This is a genomic window from Pseudomonas sp. AC169, from assembly GCF_979258515.1.
In genome coordinates, this window is sequence record NZ_OZ409866.1 from 6,269,832 (window position 1) to 6,291,079 (window position 21,248).

Annotated in this window: 15 protein-coding genes; 11 read left to right on the plus strand and 4 right to left on the minus strand. The window is 60.2% G+C overall.

Features of this window, described 5'->3' with window-relative positions:
- The first annotated feature begins 1 nt into the window (after nucleotide 1).
- The 8 genes from ACZZ0G_RS27835 to ACZZ0G_RS27870 all read left to right on the plus strand — a co-directional run bounded on the left by ACZZ0G_RS27835 (nucleotide 2) and on the right by ACZZ0G_RS27870 (nucleotide 10,379).
- A complete protein-coding gene (locus ACZZ0G_RS27835) occupies nucleotides 2–1,000 on the plus strand; it encodes an acyl-CoA dehydrogenase (protein ID WP_463558401.1) in 999 nt (332 codons plus the stop codon).
- Entirely contained in the window at nucleotides 997–1,755 is a 759-nt protein-coding gene (locus ACZZ0G_RS27840; RefSeq protein WP_463558402.1) for a PIG-L deacetylase family protein, read from the plus strand. Before ACZZ0G_RS27835 ends, ACZZ0G_RS27840 begins: the two co-directional genes overlap by 4 nt.
- A complete protein-coding gene (locus ACZZ0G_RS27845; RefSeq protein ID WP_463558403.1) occupies nucleotides 1,752–2,351 on the plus strand; it encodes an SAM-dependent methyltransferase in 600 nt (199 codons plus the stop codon). The genes ACZZ0G_RS27840 and ACZZ0G_RS27845 overlap by 4 nt, the downstream gene beginning before the upstream one ends.
- Complete coding sequence (locus ACZZ0G_RS27850) at nucleotides 2,348–3,034, plus strand: glycosyltransferase family 2 protein (RefSeq protein ID WP_463396377.1); 687 nt, start codon at nucleotides 2,348–2,350, stop codon at nucleotides 3,032–3,034. Before ACZZ0G_RS27845 ends, ACZZ0G_RS27850 begins: the two co-directional genes overlap by 4 nt.
- 156 nt (nucleotides 3,035–3,190) lie before the next feature.
- Entirely contained in the window at nucleotides 3,191–3,949 is a 759-nt protein-coding gene (locus ACZZ0G_RS27855; protein WP_463558404.1) for a PIG-L deacetylase family protein, read from the plus strand.
- Nucleotides 3,950–4,306: 357 nt separating this feature from the next.
- Nucleotides 4,307–8,014: a hypothetical protein gene (locus tag ACZZ0G_RS27860; protein ID WP_463558405.1), complete on the plus strand. Its 3,708-nt coding sequence runs from the start codon at nucleotides 4,307–4,309 to the stop codon at nucleotides 8,012–8,014.
- A gap of 126 nt (nucleotides 8,015–8,140) precedes the next feature.
- Entirely contained in the window at nucleotides 8,141–8,923 is a 783-nt protein-coding gene (locus tag ACZZ0G_RS27865; protein ID WP_463558406.1) for an endonuclease/exonuclease/phosphatase family protein, read from the plus strand.
- A gap of 388 nt (nucleotides 8,924–9,311) precedes the next feature.
- Entirely contained in the window at nucleotides 9,312–10,379 is a 1,068-nt protein-coding gene (locus tag ACZZ0G_RS27870; protein ID WP_463558407.1) for an autotransporter domain-containing protein, read from the plus strand.
- A gap of 124 nt (nucleotides 10,380–10,503) precedes the next feature.
- Here ACZZ0G_RS27870 and glgB read toward each other — a convergent pair whose 3' ends face one another.
- The 3 genes from glgB to ACZZ0G_RS27885 form a co-directional block, all read right to left on the minus strand.
- Nucleotides 10,504–12,735 carry a 1,4-alpha-glucan branching protein GlgB gene (gene glgB, locus ACZZ0G_RS27875; protein ID WP_463558408.1) on the minus strand — a complete coding sequence of 744 codons (2,232 nt, stop codon included), beginning with the start codon at nucleotides 12,733–12,735 and terminating at the stop codon, nucleotides 10,504–10,506.
- Nucleotides 12,736–12,737: 2 nt separating this feature from the next.
- Complete coding sequence (gene treS, locus ACZZ0G_RS27880; protein WP_463558409.1) at nucleotides 12,738–16,079, minus strand: maltose alpha-D-glucosyltransferase; 3,342 nt, start codon at nucleotides 16,077–16,079, stop codon at nucleotides 12,738–12,740.
- A 147-nt stretch (nucleotides 16,080–16,226) separates the two neighbouring features.
- Nucleotides 16,227–18,224: an alpha-1,4-glucan--maltose-1-phosphate maltosyltransferase gene (locus tag ACZZ0G_RS27885; RefSeq protein WP_463558410.1), complete on the minus strand. Its 1,998-nt coding sequence runs from the start codon at nucleotides 18,222–18,224 to the stop codon at nucleotides 16,227–16,229.
- Between the two features lie 217 nt (nucleotides 18,225–18,441).
- On the opposite strand from ACZZ0G_RS27885, the gene ACZZ0G_RS27890 reads away from it, so the two are divergent.
- Complete coding sequence (locus ACZZ0G_RS27890) at nucleotides 18,442–18,600, plus strand: hypothetical protein (RefSeq protein ID WP_164979430.1); 159 nt, start codon at nucleotides 18,442–18,444, stop codon at nucleotides 18,598–18,600.
- Between the two features lie 125 nt (nucleotides 18,601–18,725).
- Here ACZZ0G_RS27890 and ACZZ0G_RS27895 read toward each other — a convergent pair whose 3' ends face one another.
- The gene (locus tag ACZZ0G_RS27895; protein ID WP_463558411.1) at nucleotides 18,726–19,238 is read right to left on the minus strand and encodes an MgtC/SapB family protein; all 513 of its coding nucleotides are present in this window, start codon (nucleotides 19,236–19,238) and stop codon (nucleotides 18,726–18,728) included.
- A gap of 122 nt (nucleotides 19,239–19,360) precedes the next feature.
- Here ACZZ0G_RS27895 and ACZZ0G_RS27900 point away from each other — a divergent pair, with 122 nt between their 5' ends.
- Together ACZZ0G_RS27900 and ccoG are read left to right on the plus strand one after the other, a co-directional pair.
- A complete protein-coding gene (locus ACZZ0G_RS27900; protein ID WP_463558412.1) occupies nucleotides 19,361–19,609 on the plus strand; it encodes a DUF3203 family protein in 249 nt (82 codons plus the stop codon).
- 195 nt (nucleotides 19,610–19,804) lie between these two features.
- Nucleotides 19,805–21,235: a cytochrome c oxidase accessory protein CcoG gene (gene ccoG / locus ACZZ0G_RS27905; protein WP_463558413.1), complete on the plus strand. Its 1,431-nt coding sequence runs from the start codon at nucleotides 19,805–19,807 to the stop codon at nucleotides 21,233–21,235.
- Nucleotides 21,236–21,248: the final 13 nt, after the last annotated feature.

Sequence of the window (21,248 nt, forward strand, 5' to 3'; positions counted from 1 at the left end):
TATGGATCTGCACAACTATCTCGCCCGGCGTCCAGCGGATTATCCGCACACCCTAGCCCTCGGCGATTGCCTGCGGGCGCTGGTCGAGGCCGGGCTGGATCGTTTGCCGTTACCGGGCAGTGGCCGCACGCTGGAGCGCTTTCAGCGGCTGGCGGAAGTCGGCGGGCATGACCTGGGTTTGTGCAAACTGTTCGAAGGCCATACCGACGCACTGGCGATTATCGAGCAACTGGGCGGCTCACCGACGCCGGGCAGTACTTGGGGTATGTGGGCCGCGGAACCGCCGCAAGCACGGGTCAAAGTCAGCCCGGTCGGGCACATGGTTGCGCTGCATGGACGCAAGGCGTGGTGCTCCGGTGCCGCCGTGCTCAGCCATGCCTTGCTCACCGCGTGGGATGCCGATGATCAGCAACAGTTGGTCGCCGTCGCCCTCGATCAACCGGGCGTGACCGTCACCGAACAAGGCTGGCAAGCCGTGGGCATGGGTGCCACCGGCAGCGTGGAGGTGCTGTTCGACGGCGCCGAAGCGCAGGCCATCGGCAACCCCGGCGACTATCTGCAACGCCCGGGTTTCTGGCAGGGCGGAATCGGTATTGCTGCGTGCTGGTACGGTGCTGCGCGGCAAATCGCCGAAGCATTGCGCGCGCAGTGTGCACAACGCCCGGAACCCCACGCCCTCGCCCATCTCGGCGCGGTCGACAGTGCCTTGCAAGCAGCGGCAGATGTGTTGCGGTTCAGCGCCTTGCACATCGATGCCCATCCCGAGGACAACGCCGAATTGCTCGCTCGTCGCGCCCGCGCGGTGGTCGAGCAATCGGCCGAACAGGTGATGCGTGAGGTCGGCCGCGCCCTCGGCGCGGGGCCGTTTTGCAAGGATCGCCACTTTGCCCGACTCAGCGCCGACCTGCCGGTGTTCCTGCGCCAGAGTCATGCCGAACGGGATCTGGCCGCCCTCGGGCAATTGATGGCCGGGCAATCCAGTGAGGTATGGGCATTATGAAAACCAATCCGATTGTCGGCCAAGGCACCAGCCTGCATCAGTGGCAGGCTTCGCGGCACTTGGCGGAGCTGGACAGCATCGACATTCTCAGTCTGGTGCCTCCGGGCGCCCGGGCAGTGATTGTTGCGCCACACCCTGACGACGAAGTGCTCGGTTGTGGCGGTTTGCTGCAATTGCTCGCCGCCGCTGGCCGGCCTCTGCAATTGATTTCGGTGACTGACGGCAGCGCCAGTCACCCCGGTTCCAGTCGTTGGCCGGTAGAACGTTTGAGCGTGGTGCGCCCGCAGGAATCAGCCGAAGCGCTGCGCCGCCTCGGTTTGCCGATGCATCGGGTGAAATGGCTGCGCGGTGGCTTCAGCGACACCCAGGTCGCGGCCCAGGAAGCGGAGCTGGTTGATTTCATTGCGCGTCATCTGCGTCCCGATGATGTGCTCTTCACCACGTGGAGCGAGGACGGTCATTGCGACCACGAAGCCGTCGGCCGCGCCAGCGCCGAGGCTGCCCGTCGCGTAAGTGCGAGTTGCCATGAACTGCCGGTGTGGACCTGGCACTGGGCAACCCCGGAAGACGCCTTCGTACCGTGGCAACGGGCACGCAAGATTGTTCTGACGCCAGCGCAAGTCGCACGCAAGCGCCACGCGGTGTACGCCTTCGCCAGTCAACTGGAAGGCGATCCTGACGCCGGACTTGGCCCGGTGCTGGCGCCGTATGTGCTCGATCGCCTGCTGCAACCCTTCGAAGTGGTGTTTCTATGAGTGTCGAGGATCGCTATTTCGACGGGCTGTTTGCCGGCAACGACGACCCGTGGGCCTTCCGTGAGCGCTGGTACGAGCAGCGCAAGCGCGCGATCACCCTCGCCGCCCTGCCACGGCCGCACTATCGGGCAATCTTCGAGCCGGGCTGCGCCAACGGCGAATTGAGCGCCGAACTCGCCGGCCGTTGTGATCGGTTGTTGTGCTGTGACACGGCCAGCGCAGCGGTGACCCTGGCGCGCACGCGTCTGAGCCTGTTCGATCACGCCGAAGTGCGACAAAACCGTCTTCCCGGCGATTGGCCGGAAGAAAAATTCGACCTGATCGTATTTAGCGAGATCGGCTACTACCTCGATGGTGAAGATCTGACAGAAGTGATCCGTCGGGCCAGTGATTGCCTGACTGCCGACGGCCAGTTCCTCGCCTGTCACTGGCGTCCGCCCATCGATGGCTGCCCGCTGAATGCACGGCAGGTTCATGACCTGATTCACGAAAATCTGCACCTGCCACGGCTGGTCCTGCATCAGGAAGCGGACTTCATTCTTGAGGTGTGGAGCCGTGAGCCGCGCTCGGTGGCGGCACTGGAGGGCTTGCGATGATCGGCATTCTGATCCCGGCACACAACGAAGAAGACTTGCTCGACGACTGCCTGAACGCGGCCATGCGCGCCAGCCGCCACGGTTTGCTGGCCGGGGAAAAGGTTGAAGTGTTGGTCGTGCTCGACAGCTGCACCGACCGCTCGGCACAGATCGTCAGCCGCTATCCGGTGCTGAGCCTGCACATCGACGCACGCAATGTCGGCCAGGCTCGGGCCGCTGGCGCACAACTGTTGCTGGAGCGCGGGGCGCGCTGGATCTCCTGTTCGGATGCCGACAGCCGCGTGGCCGACGACTGGCTGGTGGCGCAACTGGGGTTGGGCGCGGACGCGGTATGCGGTACCGTCACGGTCGAACGCTGGCACGAGTCGTTCGATGAAGCGGCGCAAATCCGCTATCACCGGGATTACCGCGCCTGCGATGGCCATCGGCATATCCACGGCGCCAATCTGGGCATCAGTGCCGACGCCTATCGCTGGGCCGGAGGCTTTAAACCGCTGGCCTGCGACGAGGATGTGCAATTGGTCCGGGAACTGGAACTCGACGGCGCGAACATCGCCTGGAGCCATCGCCCGCAAGTGCTCACCAGTGCGCGATTCGACAGCCGTGCGCGCGGTGGCTTTGGTGACTACCTGCGAAATCTGGCACAGATAGCGCAAAAAAAAGCGGATCAGATTGATCTGTGACGCGACGAATTTCGCTTCATGAGCAATACTCTGCTGCGCGGCAATCCAGGGTTCGGAGCGTCGCTAGGCATTCAACCCGCCTTCACGGGTCGCAGGCGTCTGGCAATCATCACCACACGCACGACTGAGGGCCAAACAACACAAGGACGTCACACCATGAAACCGTTATCCCTCAGCGACAGCAGTTCGCCGGCGCAAATCTGGAACAGCGCTCCGCAACTGGACAACATCCCCGTCATCAATACCCGCAGCCTGGTGCCCGACGGTGCCCGCGCCGTGGTCATCGCGCCGCATCCGGGCGATGAAGTGGTTACCTGCGGCGGTCTGCTGCAACTACTTTCCAGCCTCGGCCATCCGCTGCAATTGCTCTCGATCACCGACGGCAGTGCCAGCCATCCGGGTTCACGGCAATGGTCGGAGAAACGCCTGAGCGTGTTCCGCCCGCAGGAAAGCGTCGAAGCCCTGCGCCGCCTCGGCCTGCCGATGCACAGCCTGAAATGGGTGCGTGGCGGCTTCACTGACAACGCCCTCTGTGAGCAGCAAGCGCAGGTGACCGAATTCATCAGCCGCTACCTGCGTCCCGGCGACGTGGTGTTCAGCACCTGGCGCGGCGATGGCAACGACGACCATGAAGCGGTGGGTCGAGCCAGTGCGCAAGCGGCGGAACAGGCCGGCGCGACCTTCCACGATGTACCGGTCTGGGCCTGGCACTGGCCTGAACGCGACCAGCAACTGATCCCATGGGAACGCGCACGCAAACTGCGCCTCGATACCTGGACCGTAGCGCGCAAGAGCCACGCCACCCATGCCTACGCCAGCCAGCTCAACGGCGAACCGGCGATCGGCATTGCGCCGATGTTGCCGCCGGTGATCCTGGAGCGGATGCGTTTGCCCTACGAAATCGTGTTTGTCTGAACTCAACGAGTTCAGGGAGTACATCTCGCAATACCTATGGGCTTGTTGATGAAGGCGCCAGCATCTTCAGCGTGAAGGCTGACTGACATCCTGCTGGCGCGGGTGCATTTCTCGCCGTCCACCACCAAAAATTCGTGCCAGCCCTCTTAAGCCGTTCGTCGGTTTTCAGTGCGCACCTGTCAGATCTGACAGGTGCGCTAACCCATAAACACAGGTTCAATCACTCCATCACCTGACCGGAGCGCATTGCAGTGTTCGTCACCTACCCGAAGCCTGAATCCACCTGATTCTCGCTGAATTCGACTGCAGCGGCCGTCATCAAAAAACGCCTGAATTCTCTTCAAGAGGACTTGCCTGATGCCTTCTCACAAGCGTTTCCGCTTCCCTCCCCTGACGGAAGGCAATAACACACTGGCGCTGCGTCCCCTGCTGATTCCGGGGATGGTCGAGCCGGTGCAAGACGGCGATGGCGGGATCAGCATCAAGGTCGCCACCACAGACCCTGAAGGCTTGCAATGCGTCATCAATCCTTACCTGAGCCCAATGAGCGAGGGTGACAAACTCGACATTTATTACAACAACACAAAAGTACTCGAGCGCTTCGTGAAGGCCGAAGAAGTCAACCAAAGGGTGTTCTTTCATCTGCCAACGCCGGTCGAGTCGGGGTGGCTTGAAAACTGCCACTATGTGCTGACCCGCGCAGGCGAGACCGAAGCCGACCCACCGTCGCCGGGCTTGCGGATATGGGTCAAGCTTTACAAACCGGGAAATCGTGACAAGGAACCGCATTTGCCCGACGGCCACTCAGAGTTGAACATCGTGCAACTGCCGCCCGAGCTGGTCGAACAGGGCGTGATAGACGCCGAATGGGCCAAAAAAGGCGTCCTGGCCACCATCCCTCATTACGTGAATTGCACGCGCAACGACAAGGTGCGTTTACAGCTGGGCGACTATCGGCTTCCGGCGCACCGCATTACGCAGGAGCAAGCCGACGGCCAGCAGCCGATCGAGATCCTCATTGATCCGGACGCCATTTTCGGCACCGGTGACGGACTCAAACGGGAAATCAAATACGACATCAATGACGAAGTCTGGAACTGGGCCGACCGCCACTCCAAACGCACCTACATCGACGTGGACGCGGGCGGCTGGCGACTGGATGCACCGATCATCAGGGAAGCCGTCAACGGTTTCATTACCATCAGGGATTTGAACAAGCAGCCGGTCACGATCCAGATCCATGTCAGCAGCCAGTACTTCGGCGTGGGCGACAAGGTGAAAATGACTTTCATCGGCACGCCGCCGGGTGACGCTGAACCGCTCATCTGCAGCAAAACCCGCGACATCGACAACATCCCTTCAGTGCTGGAAATCGAAGTGCCTTATGAGTTGATCAGGGCCATCGCCCAAGGGCGCGCCGATGCGTCTTATATTCTCTACAAAAAGGACGGGGGTGACCCACTCTCTTCCAAGCGTACCTTTGCCAGTGTCGTGGGCGACGTCAACATCCTCCCCGAGCCGAGCATCCGCGAACTGCTCGGCGATACCCTCGAACCGGACGAGCCTTACGCCACGGTCGATGTACGCTACGCGATGAAAAATGGCGACCTGATCTGCCTGAGATGGTCTGGCACCAAGTCCGATGGCGACGACTATCCGCATGAGGTTCCCCATATCGTCAGCGACAACGAAGCCAAGGAAGGCCTGGTCACGTTCGACATCAACGCCGAGCACATCAAGGTCCTTGAAAACGGCACGCTCGACCTGTCTTACGTGGTCGCAAACGATGCACCTGGCCTCCTCGACATCAGAGAGTCCGAGCGGCTGCTGGCCAAAGTTGAAAAGGTTCGGGCGACACTGCCGGCCCCTGAAGTGGAAGAGGCCGATCCGCCGGGGGATGTGCTGGATCCGTCCAAGGTGTTCGATAGGGTGCATGTGTGGATCAGCGAGGCGAAGCCCCTGAAGGGGGATGTTCTTACCTATTACTGGCGCAGTCCCAACCCCTTCGCCAGCACCAGTGACTGGCTGCCCATCACCACCGTGACCGAAGGCCAACCTGTTCGTTTTCCGGTGGACGGAAAATTCGTGACGGCCAATATCGGAAATAGCGTGAGGGTGCTCTATACCGTGTGGCGGGCCGCCACGCAGCGCAATGAATACTCTGCAGCGTTAGATTTACGGGTGGCTGGGTGGATATCGCCCACCCTCACCGACATCACCGACTCCAAAGGCACAGTCGCGCCCGACGGGATTACCTTCGATACCAGCGTCACCATCACCGGCAAGGCCAGTCCCGGCCAGACCGTACAACTCTACGACGGCAACACAGCGCTGACGCCAGTCGTGCCAGTCGATTCCAATGGCGACTGGAGCAGAGTGATCAGCGGATTGAGCCCGGTCGCGCATCCTATCAAGGCCAAAGCGCTCTACGGTGCGCAACCGGAGTCGGCAGTGCGCAGCTTTACCGTCGCGCAAACCGTGACCCCCACCATCGTCAACATCACCGACTCCAAGGGCACCGTTGCACCGAACGGCACGACCTTCGATACCAGCGTCACCATCACCGGCAAGGCCAGTCCCGGCCAGACCGTACAGCTCTACGACGGCAACACAGCGCTGACGCCAGTCGTGCCAGTCGATGCCAATGGCGACTGGAGCAGAGTGATCAGTGGATTGAGCCCGGTCGCGCATCCTATCAAGGCCAAAGCGCTCTACGGTGCCCAACCGGAGTCGGCAGTGCGCAGCTTTACCGTCGCGCAAACCGTGACCCCCACCATCGTCAACATCACCGACTCCAAGGGCACCGTTGCACCGAACGGCACGACCTTCGATACCAGCGTCACCATCACCGGCAAGGCCAGTCCCGGCCAGACCGTACAGCTCTACGACGGCAACACAGCGCTGACGCCAGTCGTGCCAGTCGATTCCAATGGCGACTGGAGCAGAGTGATCAGTGGATTGAGCCCGGTCGCGCATCCTATCAAGGCCAAAGCGCTCTATGGTGCACAACCGGAGTCGGCGGTGCGCAGCTTTACCGTCGCGCAAACCGTGACCCCCACCATCGTCAACATCACCGACTCCAAAGGCACCGTTGCACCGAACGGCACGACCTTCGACACCAGCGTCACCGTCATCGGCAAGGCCAGTCCCGGTCAGACCGTGCAGCTCTACGACGGCAACACAGCGCTGACGCCAGTCGTGCCAGTCAATGCCAATGGCGACTGGAGCAGAGTGATCAGTGGATTGAGCCCGGTCGCGCACCCCATCAAGGCCAAAGCGCTCTACGGTGCGCAACCGGAGTCGGCGGTGCGAAGCTTTACCGTCGCGCAAACCGTGACCCCCACCATCGTCAACATCACCGACTCCAAAGGCACCGTTGCACCGAACGGCACGACCTTCGACGCCAGCGTCACCGTCACCGGCAAGGCCAGTCCCGGCCAGACCGTACAGATCTACGACGGCAACACAGCGCTGACGCCAGTCGTGCCAGTCAATGCCAATGGCGACTGGAGCAGAGTGATCAGTGGATTGAGCCCGGTCGCGCATCCTATCAAGGCCAAAGCGCTCTATGGTGCACAACCGGAGTCGGCAGTGCGCAGCTTTACTGCAGAGAGGTGGACGGATTCCGTAACCGATTTTACGAACGGCACGTCAGGTAACTGGACCAAAGGGCCAGCAGGTTATCAAGGGCGAGTGACCAGTGGTGTGTTTCACAATGACACTCCCGGCGCTTCAGGTCACTCTGGCTTACTATTCAGTCAATCATTTCGATTTGTGGTCGGGCATACCTACACATTCAGTTATCGAGTCCGAAACCTCAGCCCTCAGCCGACTAACATTCCCCCTATTTTTTCCGTCAGGTTTTCAACAGGCCAAGCAATCTTGCCGGTGTACAGCGTTCCCCGGACCGGCCAGTGGTATTCCCAGACAGGAAACTTTTCGGTGACACAGAGCACGAACCACACGATTCAAATAATAAGCCATCAGGATCGAGGAGGCGGTGGTGGGACTGATGGTGGCAACGATTATCAAATCGATGACATTGTTGTTCGACTGGTTCGCTGAGCCTCTTGGAGGGTCGCCGCTACGGCAGTTCTCCCGGCCCGGAACGCAGACCTGATGATTCGCAAGGAACTGCCAGCCCTGCTTGTCAGTCGCATGAACAGGCACTCAGGATTCAGAGGAGTAACCGTGTCCAGCGATCCCAAGCGTCATGTTGACGACGCGCCCGTCATTCATCGTTTAAGGGTGCTGACGGTCAACACCCACAAGGGTTTCACCGCGCTCAATCGGCGCTTCATCCTGCCGGAACTGCGCGAAGCGGTGCGCAGCACCTCGGCCGACCTGGTGTTTCTGCAAGAAGTGGTGGGTGAACACGAGCGGCATTCGAGCCGTTACAACGAATGGCCGCAAACCTCGCAATACGAGTTTCTCGCCGACAGTATGTGGAGCGACTTCGCCTACGGGCGCAACGCCGTCTACCCCGACGGCCACCACGGCAATGCGCTGCTGTCGAAATATCCGATCCGTGAGTACCGCAACCTCGATGTGTCGATCACCGGCCCCGAACGCCGTGGCCTGCTGCATTGCGTGCTTGATGTGCCGGGGCATGCCGAAGTCCATGCGATCTGCGTGCACTTGAGTCTGCTCGAAAGCCATCGGCAATTGCAGTTGCAACTGCTTTGCCAGTTGCTCGAATCGCTGCCCGACGACGCCCCGGTGATCATCGCGGGCGACTTCAACGACTGGCAGTTGCAGGGCAACGCCGCCCTCGCCCGCCGGGACTACCTGCACGAAGCCTTTGAGCGTCACCACGGGCGCCCGGCCAAGACTTACCCGGCGCGGTTTCCGTTGCTGCGACTGGACCGGATCTACCTGCGCAATGCCAGCAGCCATGACCCGCAAATCCTCGGCAACAAGCCGTGGACGCATTTGTCCGATCACCTGCCGCTGGCAGTAGAGGTGCATCTCTAGCCGCAATAGTGACAGCAATGCCATACGCGGAAGTTTCACAACCCTGGTGTCCCATCAGTGCCGGCAGACCTTCTGTCGGTAACTGAATGCCTCTGAGTCGGGGCTTTCGCTGCGTTTTTCCATGCAAACAACCACTTAGTTATGTGCAGAAAAACAAACGCTTGCAAATCCTGTTTTACCACTACCACTCATCGTTCAATTTCTTGACGGGCACGCTCGACTCTTCTTATCTCTACCTTACTACCCCCGGAATCACCACCCGGGACGAGCCTTCGGACACTCGCGAAATCGAGCGGCCACGGTTCGCCCCGCTCCATTCGGTCGCCCCTCGTTCGGGGTAGGAGAGACGCCACATCGAGATACCGCAGCGCCTGCAAGGTAGACCTCCATGAAAATTTCCGTAACCCCACACGAGATCAAAATCACTTTCTGCACAGTGTCGAGCTCTATCTTGCTGTGCTCATCCATGGAGGCGCAGGCCGGTCCTGCGGCGGATGAAACCACCCCGTGGTATCGCGCGGATGTGCCCGTGATGACCTTGCCCACCACCGTCATCACCCCCGGCCCGCAACGCTTCAGCCCACGGCCCGATCTGCAGGGCACACGCTTGATTACCGAAGACCTCGCACCGTCGGCCTGGGATGAGTTGTACGGCAGAAGCGCCCGGCAGGCGCAAACCGATGTGCTGTCCTCAGGCTACGCGATGCCCGGCAGCGGCGACTTCAAAGGCCCAGCCGTGTTGACCGTGCAAGGTGGCGGGCATACTCAGACCATCGGCCTGATCGGCGGCGTCAATCAGATTCAGGCCAATGGCAACGGCGTGCTCACCAGTCGCGCCTTGGCCGACCCGAACCGTGACACTCTCAATCTGCAAGGCCAGAGCCTCGGCGCCTACTACAGCCTCACCGGTGCCCAAGGCTGGCACGTTGACCTGTCGGCCAGCGGTGGCCGGGTCAGCGGTTTCAGTCGCAACGGCCAAGGCGCCCGGCAAGCCACCGAAGGCAGCGCCATGACCTTCTCGGTGGAAGGCGGTTTTCCGATTGGCCTGAGTGACAACTGGGTGGTCGAACCGCAGGCGCAACTGATCAATCAACGCATCACGCTCGACACGCCTTACGCGGGTTCAGGCAATGCTTCTTCCACTGATCTGACGGCGTGGAGTGGTCGCGTCGGCGCACGATTGAAAGGCAGTTACGATTTGAATGGGTTGCCGGTCGAACCCTACGTGCGCACCAACCTGTGGCACACCGTCTACACCGGCAGCACGGTGACGCTGGATCAGGTCGACAAGATCAGCAGCAGCCGCAAGTCCTCCACCGTCGAGTTGGGACTGGGTCTGGTGGCGCGGGTGACGCCGGCGGTGAGTCTGTATGTCAGTGCCGATTACAGCAGTGATGTCGATGACAATGACTTGAACGGGATTATTGGCAGCCTTGGGGTGCGGATGCGTTGGTGAGCGGTGAGTCGGATTTTGAAGGTGTCTGAACTGGCGCCTTCGCGAGCAGGCTCGCTCCCACATTTGGAATGTATTTCCCCTGTGGGAGCGAGCCTGCTCGCGAAGGCAGCGACACGGTCTCGGATCAACCCTCCGGTTTGAGGATCAACACCGCCAACGGCGGCAGGTTCAGTTCCAGCGACAACGACTGGCCATGGCTCGCCACCTCCTCGGTAAACGCCCCGCCACCATTGCCATAATTGGACCCGGCATAGGTGTCGGCATCGCTGTTGAGCAATTCAGTCCAGCGCCCGGCAAACGGCACTCCCACGCGATAGGCCTGACGCGGCACTGGCGTAAAGTTGGCTACCACCAGCACCGGTTTACCGTCCTTGCTCCAGCGTAGCCAGGCATAAACGCTGTTGATTGCATCGTCACCGATCAACCACTGAAAACCCTGCGGCGCATCGTCCTGATCGTGCAGCGCCGGTTCCTCGCGGTACAGCCGATTAAGGTCACCCACCAGTTTCTGCACGCCTTTGTGCTCGGAGTACTGCAGCAGATACCAGTCCAGCTGCTGATCGTGGTTCCACTCGCGCCACTGGCCGAACTCGCAGCCCATGAACAGCAGCTTCTTGCCCGGATGGGTCCACATGAAGCTCAGATAAGCGCGCAGGTTGGCGAATTTCTGCCAGCGATCGCCGGGCATTTTGTCGATCAGCGAATGCTTGCCGTGCACCACCTCATCGTGGGAAATCGGCAGGATGAAGCGCTCGGACCAGGCGTAGACCAGGCCAAAACTCAACTCGTTGTGATGATGGGCGCGGTACACCGGATCCTGCTGAATGTAATGCAGCGAATCGTGCATCCAGCCCATGTTCCATTTGTAGGCAAAGCCGAGGCCGCCCTGCTGGGTGCTCTGACTGACGCCCGGCCACGCGGTGGATTCTTCAGCAATGACCAGCGCACCCGGCGCTTCCAGTTCAACCACATCATTCAAGTGCCGCAGGAAGTCGATCGCTTCCAGGTTTTCCCGACCGCCATGGCGGTTCGGCACCCATTCACCGGCCTTGCGCGAATAGTCGCGGTACAACATCGACGCCACCGCATCAACGCGCAAACCGTCGACATGGAAATGCTTCAACCAGTGCAGCCCCGACGCCAGCATGTAGCCGTGCACTTCAGTGCGGCCGAGGTTGTAGATCAGCGTATCCCAATCCTGATGGAAGCCTTCCAGCGGGTTGCCGTACTCGTACAGCGCGGTGCCGTCGAACTGCGCCAGACCATGGGTATCGGTCGGAAAATGCGCCGGTACCCAGTCGAGAATCACACCAATCTCCGCCCGGTGGCAGGCATCGACGAATTCGGCAAACTGCGCCGGCGAGCCATAGCGCGCACTCGGCGCAAATTGCGAGAGCAACTGATACCCCCATGAACCACCAAACGGGTGCTCCATGATCGGCATCAGTTCGATGTGGGTGAAACCCAGTTCCTTGACGTAAGGAATCAGCCGTTCAGCCAATTCCGGCCAAGTGTACTGGCGCGCCACTTCACCCAGATCATCCAGTTCGCACTGCCACGAACCGGCGTGCAGTTCATAGATCGACAGCGGCGCAGAATGTTTCTGGCGGTCACGGCGGCTGCTCATCCAGTCCTGATCCTGCCAGTCGATTTGCAGCGGCTCGGCGACTTTCGACGCGGTGTCCGGCGGCAGACTGGTGGCCAGCGCCATCGGATCAGCCTTGAGCGGCAGAATCCCGTGGGCGCCTAGAATTTCATATTTGTACAACTCGCCCGCTCGCAGGCGCGGAATGAACAACTCCCACACCCCGGACGGATGACGCAAGCGCATTGGATGACGGCGGCCGTCCCAGACGTTGAAATCCCCCACCACCGACACGCGTCGGGCATTCGGCGCCCACACGGCGAAGCGCACGCCGTCGACGCCATCCACCGTTTTCAACTGCGCACCAAGACAGGCACTGAGGTCACGGTGATTGCCCTCGGCGAACAGATACAGATCCATTTCACCGAGCAACTGGCCGAAGCTATACGGATCCTCGGCGACCTGCTCGCCGCCGGCCCAGCGCGTGCGTAGCTGATACGGCCGCGCCTGATCGAAATGGCCGACAAACAGCCCCGGTGTTTCGGTTTGCTCAAGCGGACCGCGTTCTTCACCGCTGTCCTTGTCCAGCACCACGACGCTCAACGCACCGGGTAGATAGGCGCGAATGAACTGCCCGCCAGCGCCATCGCCGTGCGGGCCAAGAATGGAAAAAGGGTCGTGATGTTCAGCGCGGACCAAGGCATCGATATCTTTTGCCGAGGGCAGCAACGCTTCTTTGACCGCACCCTGTTCCTTGTTCGAGAAACTCATGACTACTCTCCACCAAGATCGGAAAAGGGTTTAAGCCCCGTCAATAACCCATACAAACCGTGCAACGGCACGGGCAGCCACGTGGGGCGATTTTCGGCTTCATAGGCCACTTCATAGGCCGCCTTCTCCAGGCCGAACAACGCCAGCGCGGCGTCGGCACCTTCAGGATCTTGCCAAGCATGATCAAGACTAGCTGCCGCGCGGCGATATGCCTGAACAAATGCCTCACGGGCCTCACGCAGATAACGCTCGGCAACCAGACGCCGCGCGGTTTCAGACTCGGCGCTGTGGTCAACGTTGTGCACGTTGATGGTCATCGCCGCCGCGTAATCGAACGAGCGCAACACGCCGCTGACATCCTTGTACGGACTGTGTTTGCCACGGCGTTCGCTCAATGGCCGCGCCGGTTCGCCCTCGAAGTCGATCAGATAGGCGTCGCCCTTGATCACCAATACCTGGCCCAAATGCAAGTCGCCATGGACGCGAATGCGCAAACCGCCGACGGCTTTTTTCGCCAGATCCTGCACGTGGGCAAGGATGGTTTTCTTCTCGTCGATCAGGCGTTTGACCAGTTTCTGATCCGCTGCATTGAGTTCGCCCTGATGCTGCTTGAGCAGTTTCAAAGCGTGCTCGACCTGGGCCACGACATCCTTGCCCGTCGCCTGCATGTCTTTGGCCGTCGACACCTGCGGCGCGAAGTCGGCATTGTCGGTCGGTGCAGCAAGGACCTTGTGCATCTCACCCAAGCGCTGACCGAGCATCCCGGCAAAATCCTTCAGCTCACCGAGGGCGTTGTAATGCTGTTCCTGCTCGGACATGGCGTCGGCCAGCTCATCGCGCAGCGCCCGTTCGAGGTTGTTCTGCGTCCATTCCCAGGCGTCGCCCTGATTGCTCAGATAACCTTGGGCGATCATCAGCAGATTGTCTTCGCCCTTGGCATCGCGGCGGATAACCGAGCCGAGCAGCGGAGAGATATTGGCAAATCCGGCCTCGGTCAGGTAAGCGCTCATCTCCAGTTCCGGGTGTACGCCAGAAGCGACTTTTCGTATCAGCTTGAGCACCAGGCTGTTGCCGATCACCACCGAACTGTTCGATTGCTCGGCGGACAGATAGCGCACTTCCGACTCGGCACCGAGGCCGAGTTTTTCCAGATGCAGCGTCGGTGCGAAGCGGATTTCCCCCTCCGCCGACTCCAGTACGGTGTTGTTCTGCATGCCTTGCAGCACCGCACGAATAAACGCTTCGAGGCTGAACGCGTCAGTGATCAGACCGACCTGTCGCACACGGCGTACACGGGACAGGGCCAATTGCTGCGGCAACGCCGGGCCGACCTGATCTTCGGCAATAAAGCCGAACGGCAGTTGATAGCGACTGGTCTGCCCGCCGCTGGTGACTTCGATTTCGCTCAGCAGCACCGGATGCTGTGCATCACCAAATCGCACGCCATAGGCCAGATGTACTTTGTCGATGGCCGCATCCTTGCCGGCGAACCAGCGACGATTCTGCAACCAGCTCGGCAGAATGTTTTGCTCCAGCGTCGTGCGCGACGGCGCTTCGAGCAATTCTTCCATGCGTTTTTTCAGCACCAGCGTGGTGAAGTCCGGCAGGCTCTGCGCCGGTTCGACGTGCCAGCTCGGCATCTGGTTCTCCGCCGCCAAGGCGAACCAATAGAAGCCGTACGGCGCCAATGTCAGGAGAAAATTCAACTGGCCGATTGGCGGGAAAGCGTTACCGCCAAGCATCTCCACCGGCACCATGCCGACGTAGGCCGACAGATCCAGCTCCACCGCTTGCGCACTGCGCGAGACGTTGGCCACGCACAGAATGATTTCGTGCTTGCCATCGGCATCGGTGAATTCGCGGGTGTACGCCAGTACACGGCGGTTGTTCGGCGACAGCATTTTCAACGTGCCACGGCCGAACGCCTTGGACTGTTTGCGCACCGCGAGCAAGCGTCGGGTCCAGTTCAACAGCGAATGGGGATCGCCGGACTGGGTTTCGACGTTGACCGACAGATAACCGTACTGCGGGTCCATGATCGGCGGCAGCACCAGACTCGCCGGATCGGCGCGGGAGAAGCCGCCGTTACGGTCAATCGACCACTGCATTGGCGTACGCACACCGTCGCGGTCGCCGAGGTAGATGTTGTCGCCCATGCCGATTTCATCGCCGTAATACAGGGTCGGCGTGCCTGGCATCGACAGCAGCAGACTGTTGAGCAGCTCAATGCGGCGGCGATCACGTTCCATCAACGGCGCCAGACGCCGACGAATACCAAGGTTGATCCGCGCGCGACGGTCTGCGGCGTAGTAATTCCATAGATAGTCACGTTCTTTGTCGGTGACCATCTCGAGCGTCAGCTCATCGTGGTTGCGCAGGAAGATCGCCCACTGACAGTTGGCGGGAATTTCCGGGGTCTGCCGAAGAATATCGGTGATCGGGAAGCGATCCTCCTGGGCCAGCGCCATGTACATGCGCGGCATCAACGGGAAGTGAAACGCCATATGGCACTCATCGCCATTGAGACCGGCCGCATCGGTGTCGCCGAAATACAGCTGCGTGTCTTCCGGCCATTGGTTGGCCTCGGCGAGCAGCATGCGGTCGGGATAGTTGGCGTCGATCTCAGCGCGGATCTGCTTGAGGACATCGTGGGTCTCGGGCAGGTTTTCATTGTTGGTGCCGTCGCGCTCGATCAGGTACGGGATCGCGTCGAGGCGCAGACCGTCGATGCCCATGTCCAGCCAGTAACGCATCACCGACAGCACGGCTTTCATCACTTGCGGGTTGTCGAAATTCAGATCGGGTTGGTGCGAATAGAAACGGTGCCAGAAGTATTGGCCGGCGACCGGGTCCCAGGTCCAGTTGGATTTTTCCGTGTCGAGAAAAATGATCCGTGTGCCGTCGTATTTCTGATCGTCATCCGACCACACATAGAAGTCCCGCGCCGCCGAGCCTGGCTTGGCCTTACGCGCACGCTGGAACCACGGGTGCTGATCGGACGTGTGGTTGATGACCAGTTCGGTGATCACTCGCAAACCGCGCTTGTGCGCCTCGGCGATAAAGCGCTTGGCGTCGGCCATGGTCCCGTAATCGCTGTGCACGCCACGGTATTCGGCAATGTCGTAGCCGTCGTCGCGACGTGGCGAGGGATAGAACGGCAAGAGCCAGATGGTGTTGACGCCAAGGTCGGCGATGTAATCGAGTTTGGCGATCAGGCCAGGAAAATCGCCGATCCCGTCGTTGTTGGAGTCGAAAAACGATTTGACGTGAACTTGATAGATCACCGCGTCCTTGTACCAGAGCGGGTCTTTGATAAAGGTGGCTGCCTTGGGTTTCTTCGCCATGTGAAACTCCTGTTGAATGCTTTAAAAGCGCCCCACGATGATCGTTCCCACACTCTGCGTGGGAATGCCGCCATGGACACTCTGCGTCCGTTTCTGGGACGCGGAGCGTCCCGGGATGCGTTCCCACGCAGAGCGTGGGAACGATCATTACGTAGCGGTGATTCGCCAGATGCCGAACGGCTGATACGCCGGGTCAATGCGCATGAACTGATATTTGCCATGCCAGTCCCAGCGATGCCCGTTCATCAAATCCTCGCCGTGGGTCGTCGCATCGTCGGGCAAGCCCATTTCCCACAACGGCAGTTCGAAATTCGCCTCCTGCACGTTGTGCGGATCGAGGCTGACCGCCACCAGAATGAAATTGCTGCCGTCAAAGCTGCGCTTGCCGAAGAACAGAATGTTGTCGTTCCAGGCGTTGTAGATCTTCAGACCCAAGTGCGTGTGAAGCGCCGGGTTCTGTCGGCGGATCCGGTTGAGCTGGGCGATCTCGGCAATGATGTTGCCCGGCGCGGTGAAATCGCGGACGCGAATCTCGTACTTCTCCGAGTCGAGGTATTCCTCCTTGCCCGGCACCGGCGCCGACTCGCACAGTTCGAATCCGGAGTACATGCCCCACAGCCCCGAGCCCATGGTCGCCAGCGCCGCGCGGATCAAAAAGCCCGGGCGCCCGGATTCGTGCAGAAACGCCGGGTTGATGTCAGGCGTATTGACGAAGAAATTCGGCCGGTAGCATTCGCGCCACGGCGATTCGTTCAGTTCGGTGAAATACGTCGCCAACTCAGCCTTGGTATTGCGCCAAGTGAAATAGGTATAGCTCTGGGTGTACCCGACCTTGCCCAGCCGCGCCATCATCGCTGGCGTGGTGAAGGCTTCGGCGAGAAAGATCACTTCCGGGTACAGCGCGCGCACATCGGCGATCAGCCATTGCCAGAACGGCAGCGGTTTGGTGTGCGGATTGTCGACGCGGAAGATTTTCACGCCCTCCTCGACCCAGCCGATGACGATGTCGCGCAACTCGACCCACAGACTTGGAATGGCGTCCGGCGCATAGAAATCGACGTTGACAATGTCCTGATATTTCTTCGGCGGGTTTTCGGCGTATTTGATCGTGCCGTCGGGGCGCCAGTTGAACCAGCCCGGATGCTGCTTGAGCCACGGGTGGTCCTGGGAACACTGGATGGCGAAGTCGAGGGCGATTTCCAACCCATGATCGGCAGCTGCCGCGACCAGTCGACGGAAGTCCTCACGAGTGCCCAGTTGCGAGTGAATCGCCTCGTGACCGCCCTCCTCACTGCCGATGGCATAAGGGCTGCCCGGATCATCGGGGCCGGCGGTCAGGGAATTGTTGCGCCCCTTGCGATGGGCGCGACCGATCGGGTGGATCGGCGTGAAGTACAGCACGTCGAAGCCCATGTCCTGAATCATCGGCAAACGTGAGTGCACGTCATTAAAGGTGCCGTGCCGGTGCGGATCGTCGGTGATCGAGCGCGGAAACAGTTCGTACCAACTGGCAAACTCGGCCAGTTCGCGCTCGACGTCCATGGGGAACTCGGGACTGACGCTCAAGTAGGCGCGGTGATCGGCCTCAGCCATCAATTGCGCACTGCGCGAGTGCAGGAACAGCGCGACCTGCTCGGTTTCGAGCAGCCCGGACAATTCGTGGTGCAAGGCCGCAAGCTGTTCGCTGAGCTGACCTTCGCTGCGTTCGGCGGCCTGTTGCACCATGCTGCGGCCTTCCTGCAGCTCCAGCGACACCGGTACGGCGGCGCTGTGTTTCTTCTCCAGTTCATATTGAAAACTGGCGAAGTGATCGATCCATGCTTCGATGCAATAGAGGTAGCGGCCCTGATGTTCAGGGCGGAACTGGCCTTGCCAGCCATTGTTGCCCTGATCAGCCATGACTTCGCTTTGCCAGGTCTCTTCACCTTCCTCGCGCCAGCGGATGCGCACCGCGAGTTTGTCGTGACCGTCGGCAAACACCTTGCTGGTGACCACCACTTCGCGGCCGGCAATCGACTTCACGGCGAACTGCCCGCCCTCCAGGGTCGGCATGGTGTTTTCAATGGCAATGCGCGGCAGCAGCAACGCCTGTGACAGCGGCATGTGCGGGTTGTAGCTCAGTTCAGAAGGTCTTTCAGCAGTCATTGAGCATCTCTCCTTAACGCCCCAAGGACGCTCTTGTGCCGGATCAGTGTTCACAACGAAGCACCTGCCCCGACATGAACTCACTTAGGTTCCGAGCGACCGGCGCCGGGAAAAGTTCAGATGAAATTGCCGTGTCAGAAAAGCGGATCGAATTGCGTGAAGGGTGGTCAATCCACTTAAGCACTTCTCACGCCATGTGCCACACGGAGGTCAATAGATGAACATCCCGATCCCGGCCGAAACGCCCGATCCGAACATCGACAAACCCACGCTGCCCGAGACCGAACCGCAACCGGTTCCGGAGCAGGAACCACCGGGCACGACGCCACCACCGAAAGAAGAACCGCCGAGCACGATGCCGCCAGTCATCGTCTGATTGATCGTTCTCACGCTCCGCGTGGGCATCCAGCCCACGACGTTCCGCGTCCCAAAGCGGACGCGGAGCGTCCATTGAGGCATTCTCACCCAGAGCGTGGGAACGATCATCCGGCGCAGGAATGATCAGTGGTCATCAGTCTTCTCTTCTTCTTTTTCGAAGAATTTTACGATGCGTGGCATCACACTGAAGATGCCCAGTGCCAGAAAGGTACTGAGCAGCGCCGTGGCTTCCTTGCCCAGCCCCGTCGCTACACCAATGGCCGCCGTCATCCACAAACCGGCAGCCGTGGTCAGGCCTTTGACGTGGCCTTCATCGCCTTCCTTGTTTTTCAGGATAGTGCCGGCACCCAGAAAGCCGATCCCGGCAATCACTCCTTGCACCACTCGACTCATCGCATCCGACTCGGCCCCCGACGTCTGTGGAACCAGCACAAACAGTGCCGCGCCGAGCGCTACCAACATATGCGTACGCACCCCGGCAGCCTTGCCTTTGTGCTCACGTTCGAACCCGAGAATTCCGCCAAGTACCGCCGCCATCAGCAGGCGCACGGTAATGCGCGTCAATTGCGAAGCGTCGCCAACGTCGGCGAATTCTGCTTGCAGGGTCTCCCACACTTCTTGCCACCACGCGTTCATCGTGCAGTCCTTGTTTTTGGGCTTATAGAGGATGGACAGCGGCGACCATTAATCAGTTGCGCAGAACCATCGGCGCGGCGTGCGCCCTAACCTTGCAGACCCCCCGAAAAAAGGACTGCCCCATGCCCCTTCGAGTCGATGAATCCAACCCCGAGCAAAAAGTGTGTTTTTTCACCGTCGAACATGGCGAAGAAATTCGTATCTGCGACACCTTGGAAGTCCGGACGGATAGCGAAAAATCCATGTCGTTCGTGGATATAGAGGGCCGGCGCGTTTACATCACCGAGGCTGAAGCTGACGCCTTGACCGTCGCAGGCGTCAAGGACGGACGCAAACACCTGAAAGCCGACGAGAGTGATTCGGTGATTTGACTGACCTTGATCAACACCCCGCGCAAACGCCTGCGATAGGCGTTTGCGCCTTTGCCTGCGGGCTGCTTCAAGTTGTCGCAGGCGCTGTGCAGAATCTCATCTGATCCGCTTTTTATTGAAATATCTGAGTCTGTTATGCAAACAGATCGACGCTCATAGTGCTCTGGCCTGATGGAGGCTGATGAGCGAATAACCATGAGCGAACAAATCCCCGTCCGAACCGTAGAAGCATCTCCCACTATAAAAAGCATACCCGCGCGCCCAATGAAGGCGACCGCCAAGTCCAGCGACAACCAGATCCACACCCGCAGCTTCACCGGCCTGTTCCGCACCCTGCGCATGAGTGGTGCGGGATTTCTGTTTGTGCTGTTTTTCGGCACTGTGTGGCTGAACTGGGGCGGACGTCAGGCGGTGCTCTGGGATCTTTCCGAAAGCAAATTCCACATCTTCGGCGCGACCTTCTGGCCGCAGGATTTCATTCTGCTGTCCGCACTGCTGATCATCGCGGCGTTCGGCCTGTTCGCCATCACCGTGTTTGCCGGCCGGGTCTGGTGCGGTTACACCTGCCCGCAGAGTTCGTGGACGTGGATCTTCATGTGGTGCGAGAAGATCACCGAGGGCGAACGCAATCAACGGATCAAACTGCAAGCCGCGCCATGGAGCCTGAACAAACTGGCCCGGCGTGCGGCCAAGCACACCTTGTGGCTGGCGATCAGCGTGCTGACCGGCCTGACCTTCGTCGGTTACTTCACGCCGATCCGGCCACTGGCCGAAGAACTGCTGACCCTGCAAATCGGCGGCGTCAGCCTGTTCTGGGTGCTGTTCTTCACTGCCGCCACGTACATCAACGCCGGTTGGCTGCGTGAAGCGGTGTGCATGCACATGTGCCCGTATGCGCGCTTCCAGAGCGTTATGTTCGACAAAGACACACTGGCGATTTCCTACGACGTGGCCCGTGGCGAAAACCGTGGCCCGCGTAAGCGCGACGTGAAACCGCTCGAGGCCGGCCTGGGTGATTGCATCGACTGCCAGTTGTGCGTGCAGGTCTGCCCGACCGGCATCGACATCCGCGACGGTTTACAGATGGAATGCATCGGTTGCGCCGCGTGCATCGACGCCTGCGATTCGATCATGGACAAAATGAACTACCCGCGCGGCTTGATCCGCTACAGTTCCGAGCGTGAATTGCAGGGCGGCAAAACCCACCTGCTGCGGCCGCGCCTGATCGGCTACACCGTGGTGCTGGTGGCGATGATCGGCGCATTGGCACTGGCGTTGATCGAGCGGCCAATGGTCTCGCTGGACGTGACCAAGGATCGCGGGCTGTTTCGCGAGAACGGTCAGGGCCAGATCGAAAACATCTACACCCTTAAGGTCATCAACAAGACCCAGCAGCGTCAGGACTACAACCTGACATTGGTCGACGCCGACGGCTTCCAGTTGCAAGGCAAGACCGAGTTGAGCCTGGCACCGGGCGAGATTGTCGATGTGCCGGTGTCAGTGGCGATGACCACGGAGCGCCCGGCCAGCAGTTCGCAGACCTTGAGTTTCAAGATTGCCGACAGCGATGAGCCTGAGGTTTACAGCGTGGCGAAGAGCAGGTTTGTTGCGCCGATGAATCGTTGATCCCTTAGAATCC

Excerpts from the sequence above, each read along its gene's own strand:
- ccoG (WP_463558413.1), top strand. The coding sequence starts at position 19,805 with ATGAGCGAACAAATCCCCGTCCGAACCGTAGAAGCATCTCCCACTATA.
- ACZZ0G_RS27885 (WP_463558410.1), bottom strand. The coding sequence starts at position 18,224 with ATGACTGCTGAAAGACCTTCTGAACTGAGCTACAACCCGCACATGCCG.
- ACZZ0G_RS27860 (WP_463558405.1), top strand. The coding sequence starts at position 4,307 with ATGCCTTCTCACAAGCGTTTCCGCTTCCCTCCCCTGACGGAAGGCAAT.
- ACZZ0G_RS27890 (WP_164979430.1), top strand. The coding sequence starts at position 18,442 with ATGAACATCCCGATCCCGGCCGAAACGCCCGATCCGAACATCGACAAA.
- ACZZ0G_RS27845 (WP_463558403.1), top strand. The coding sequence starts at position 1,752 with ATGAGTGTCGAGGATCGCTATTTCGACGGGCTGTTTGCCGGCAACGAC.
- glgB (WP_463558408.1), bottom strand. The coding sequence starts at position 12,735 with ATGAGTTTCTCGAACAAGGAACAGGGTGCGGTCAAAGAAGCGTTGCTG.
- ACZZ0G_RS27900 (WP_463558412.1), top strand. The coding sequence starts at position 19,361 with ATGCCCCTTCGAGTCGATGAATCCAACCCCGAGCAAAAAGTGTGTTTT.
- ACZZ0G_RS27840 (WP_463558402.1), top strand. The coding sequence starts at position 997 with ATGAAAACCAATCCGATTGTCGGCCAAGGCACCAGCCTGCATCAGTGG.
- ACZZ0G_RS27835 (WP_463558401.1), top strand. The coding sequence starts at position 2 with ATGGATCTGCACAACTATCTCGCCCGGCGTCCAGCGGATTATCCGCAC.
- ACZZ0G_RS27855 (WP_463558404.1), top strand. The coding sequence starts at position 3,191 with ATGAAACCGTTATCCCTCAGCGACAGCAGTTCGCCGGCGCAAATCTGG.
- ACZZ0G_RS27850 (WP_463396377.1), top strand. The coding sequence starts at position 2,348 with ATGATCGGCATTCTGATCCCGGCACACAACGAAGAAGACTTGCTCGAC.
- ACZZ0G_RS27895 (WP_463558411.1), bottom strand. The coding sequence starts at position 19,238 with ATGAACGCGTGGTGGCAAGAAGTGTGGGAGACCCTGCAAGCAGAATTC.
- treS (WP_463558409.1), bottom strand. The coding sequence starts at position 16,079 with ATGGCGAAGAAACCCAAGGCAGCCACCTTTATCAAAGACCCGCTCTGG.
- ACZZ0G_RS27870 (WP_463558407.1), top strand. The coding sequence starts at position 9,312 with ATGAAAATTTCCGTAACCCCACACGAGATCAAAATCACTTTCTGCACA.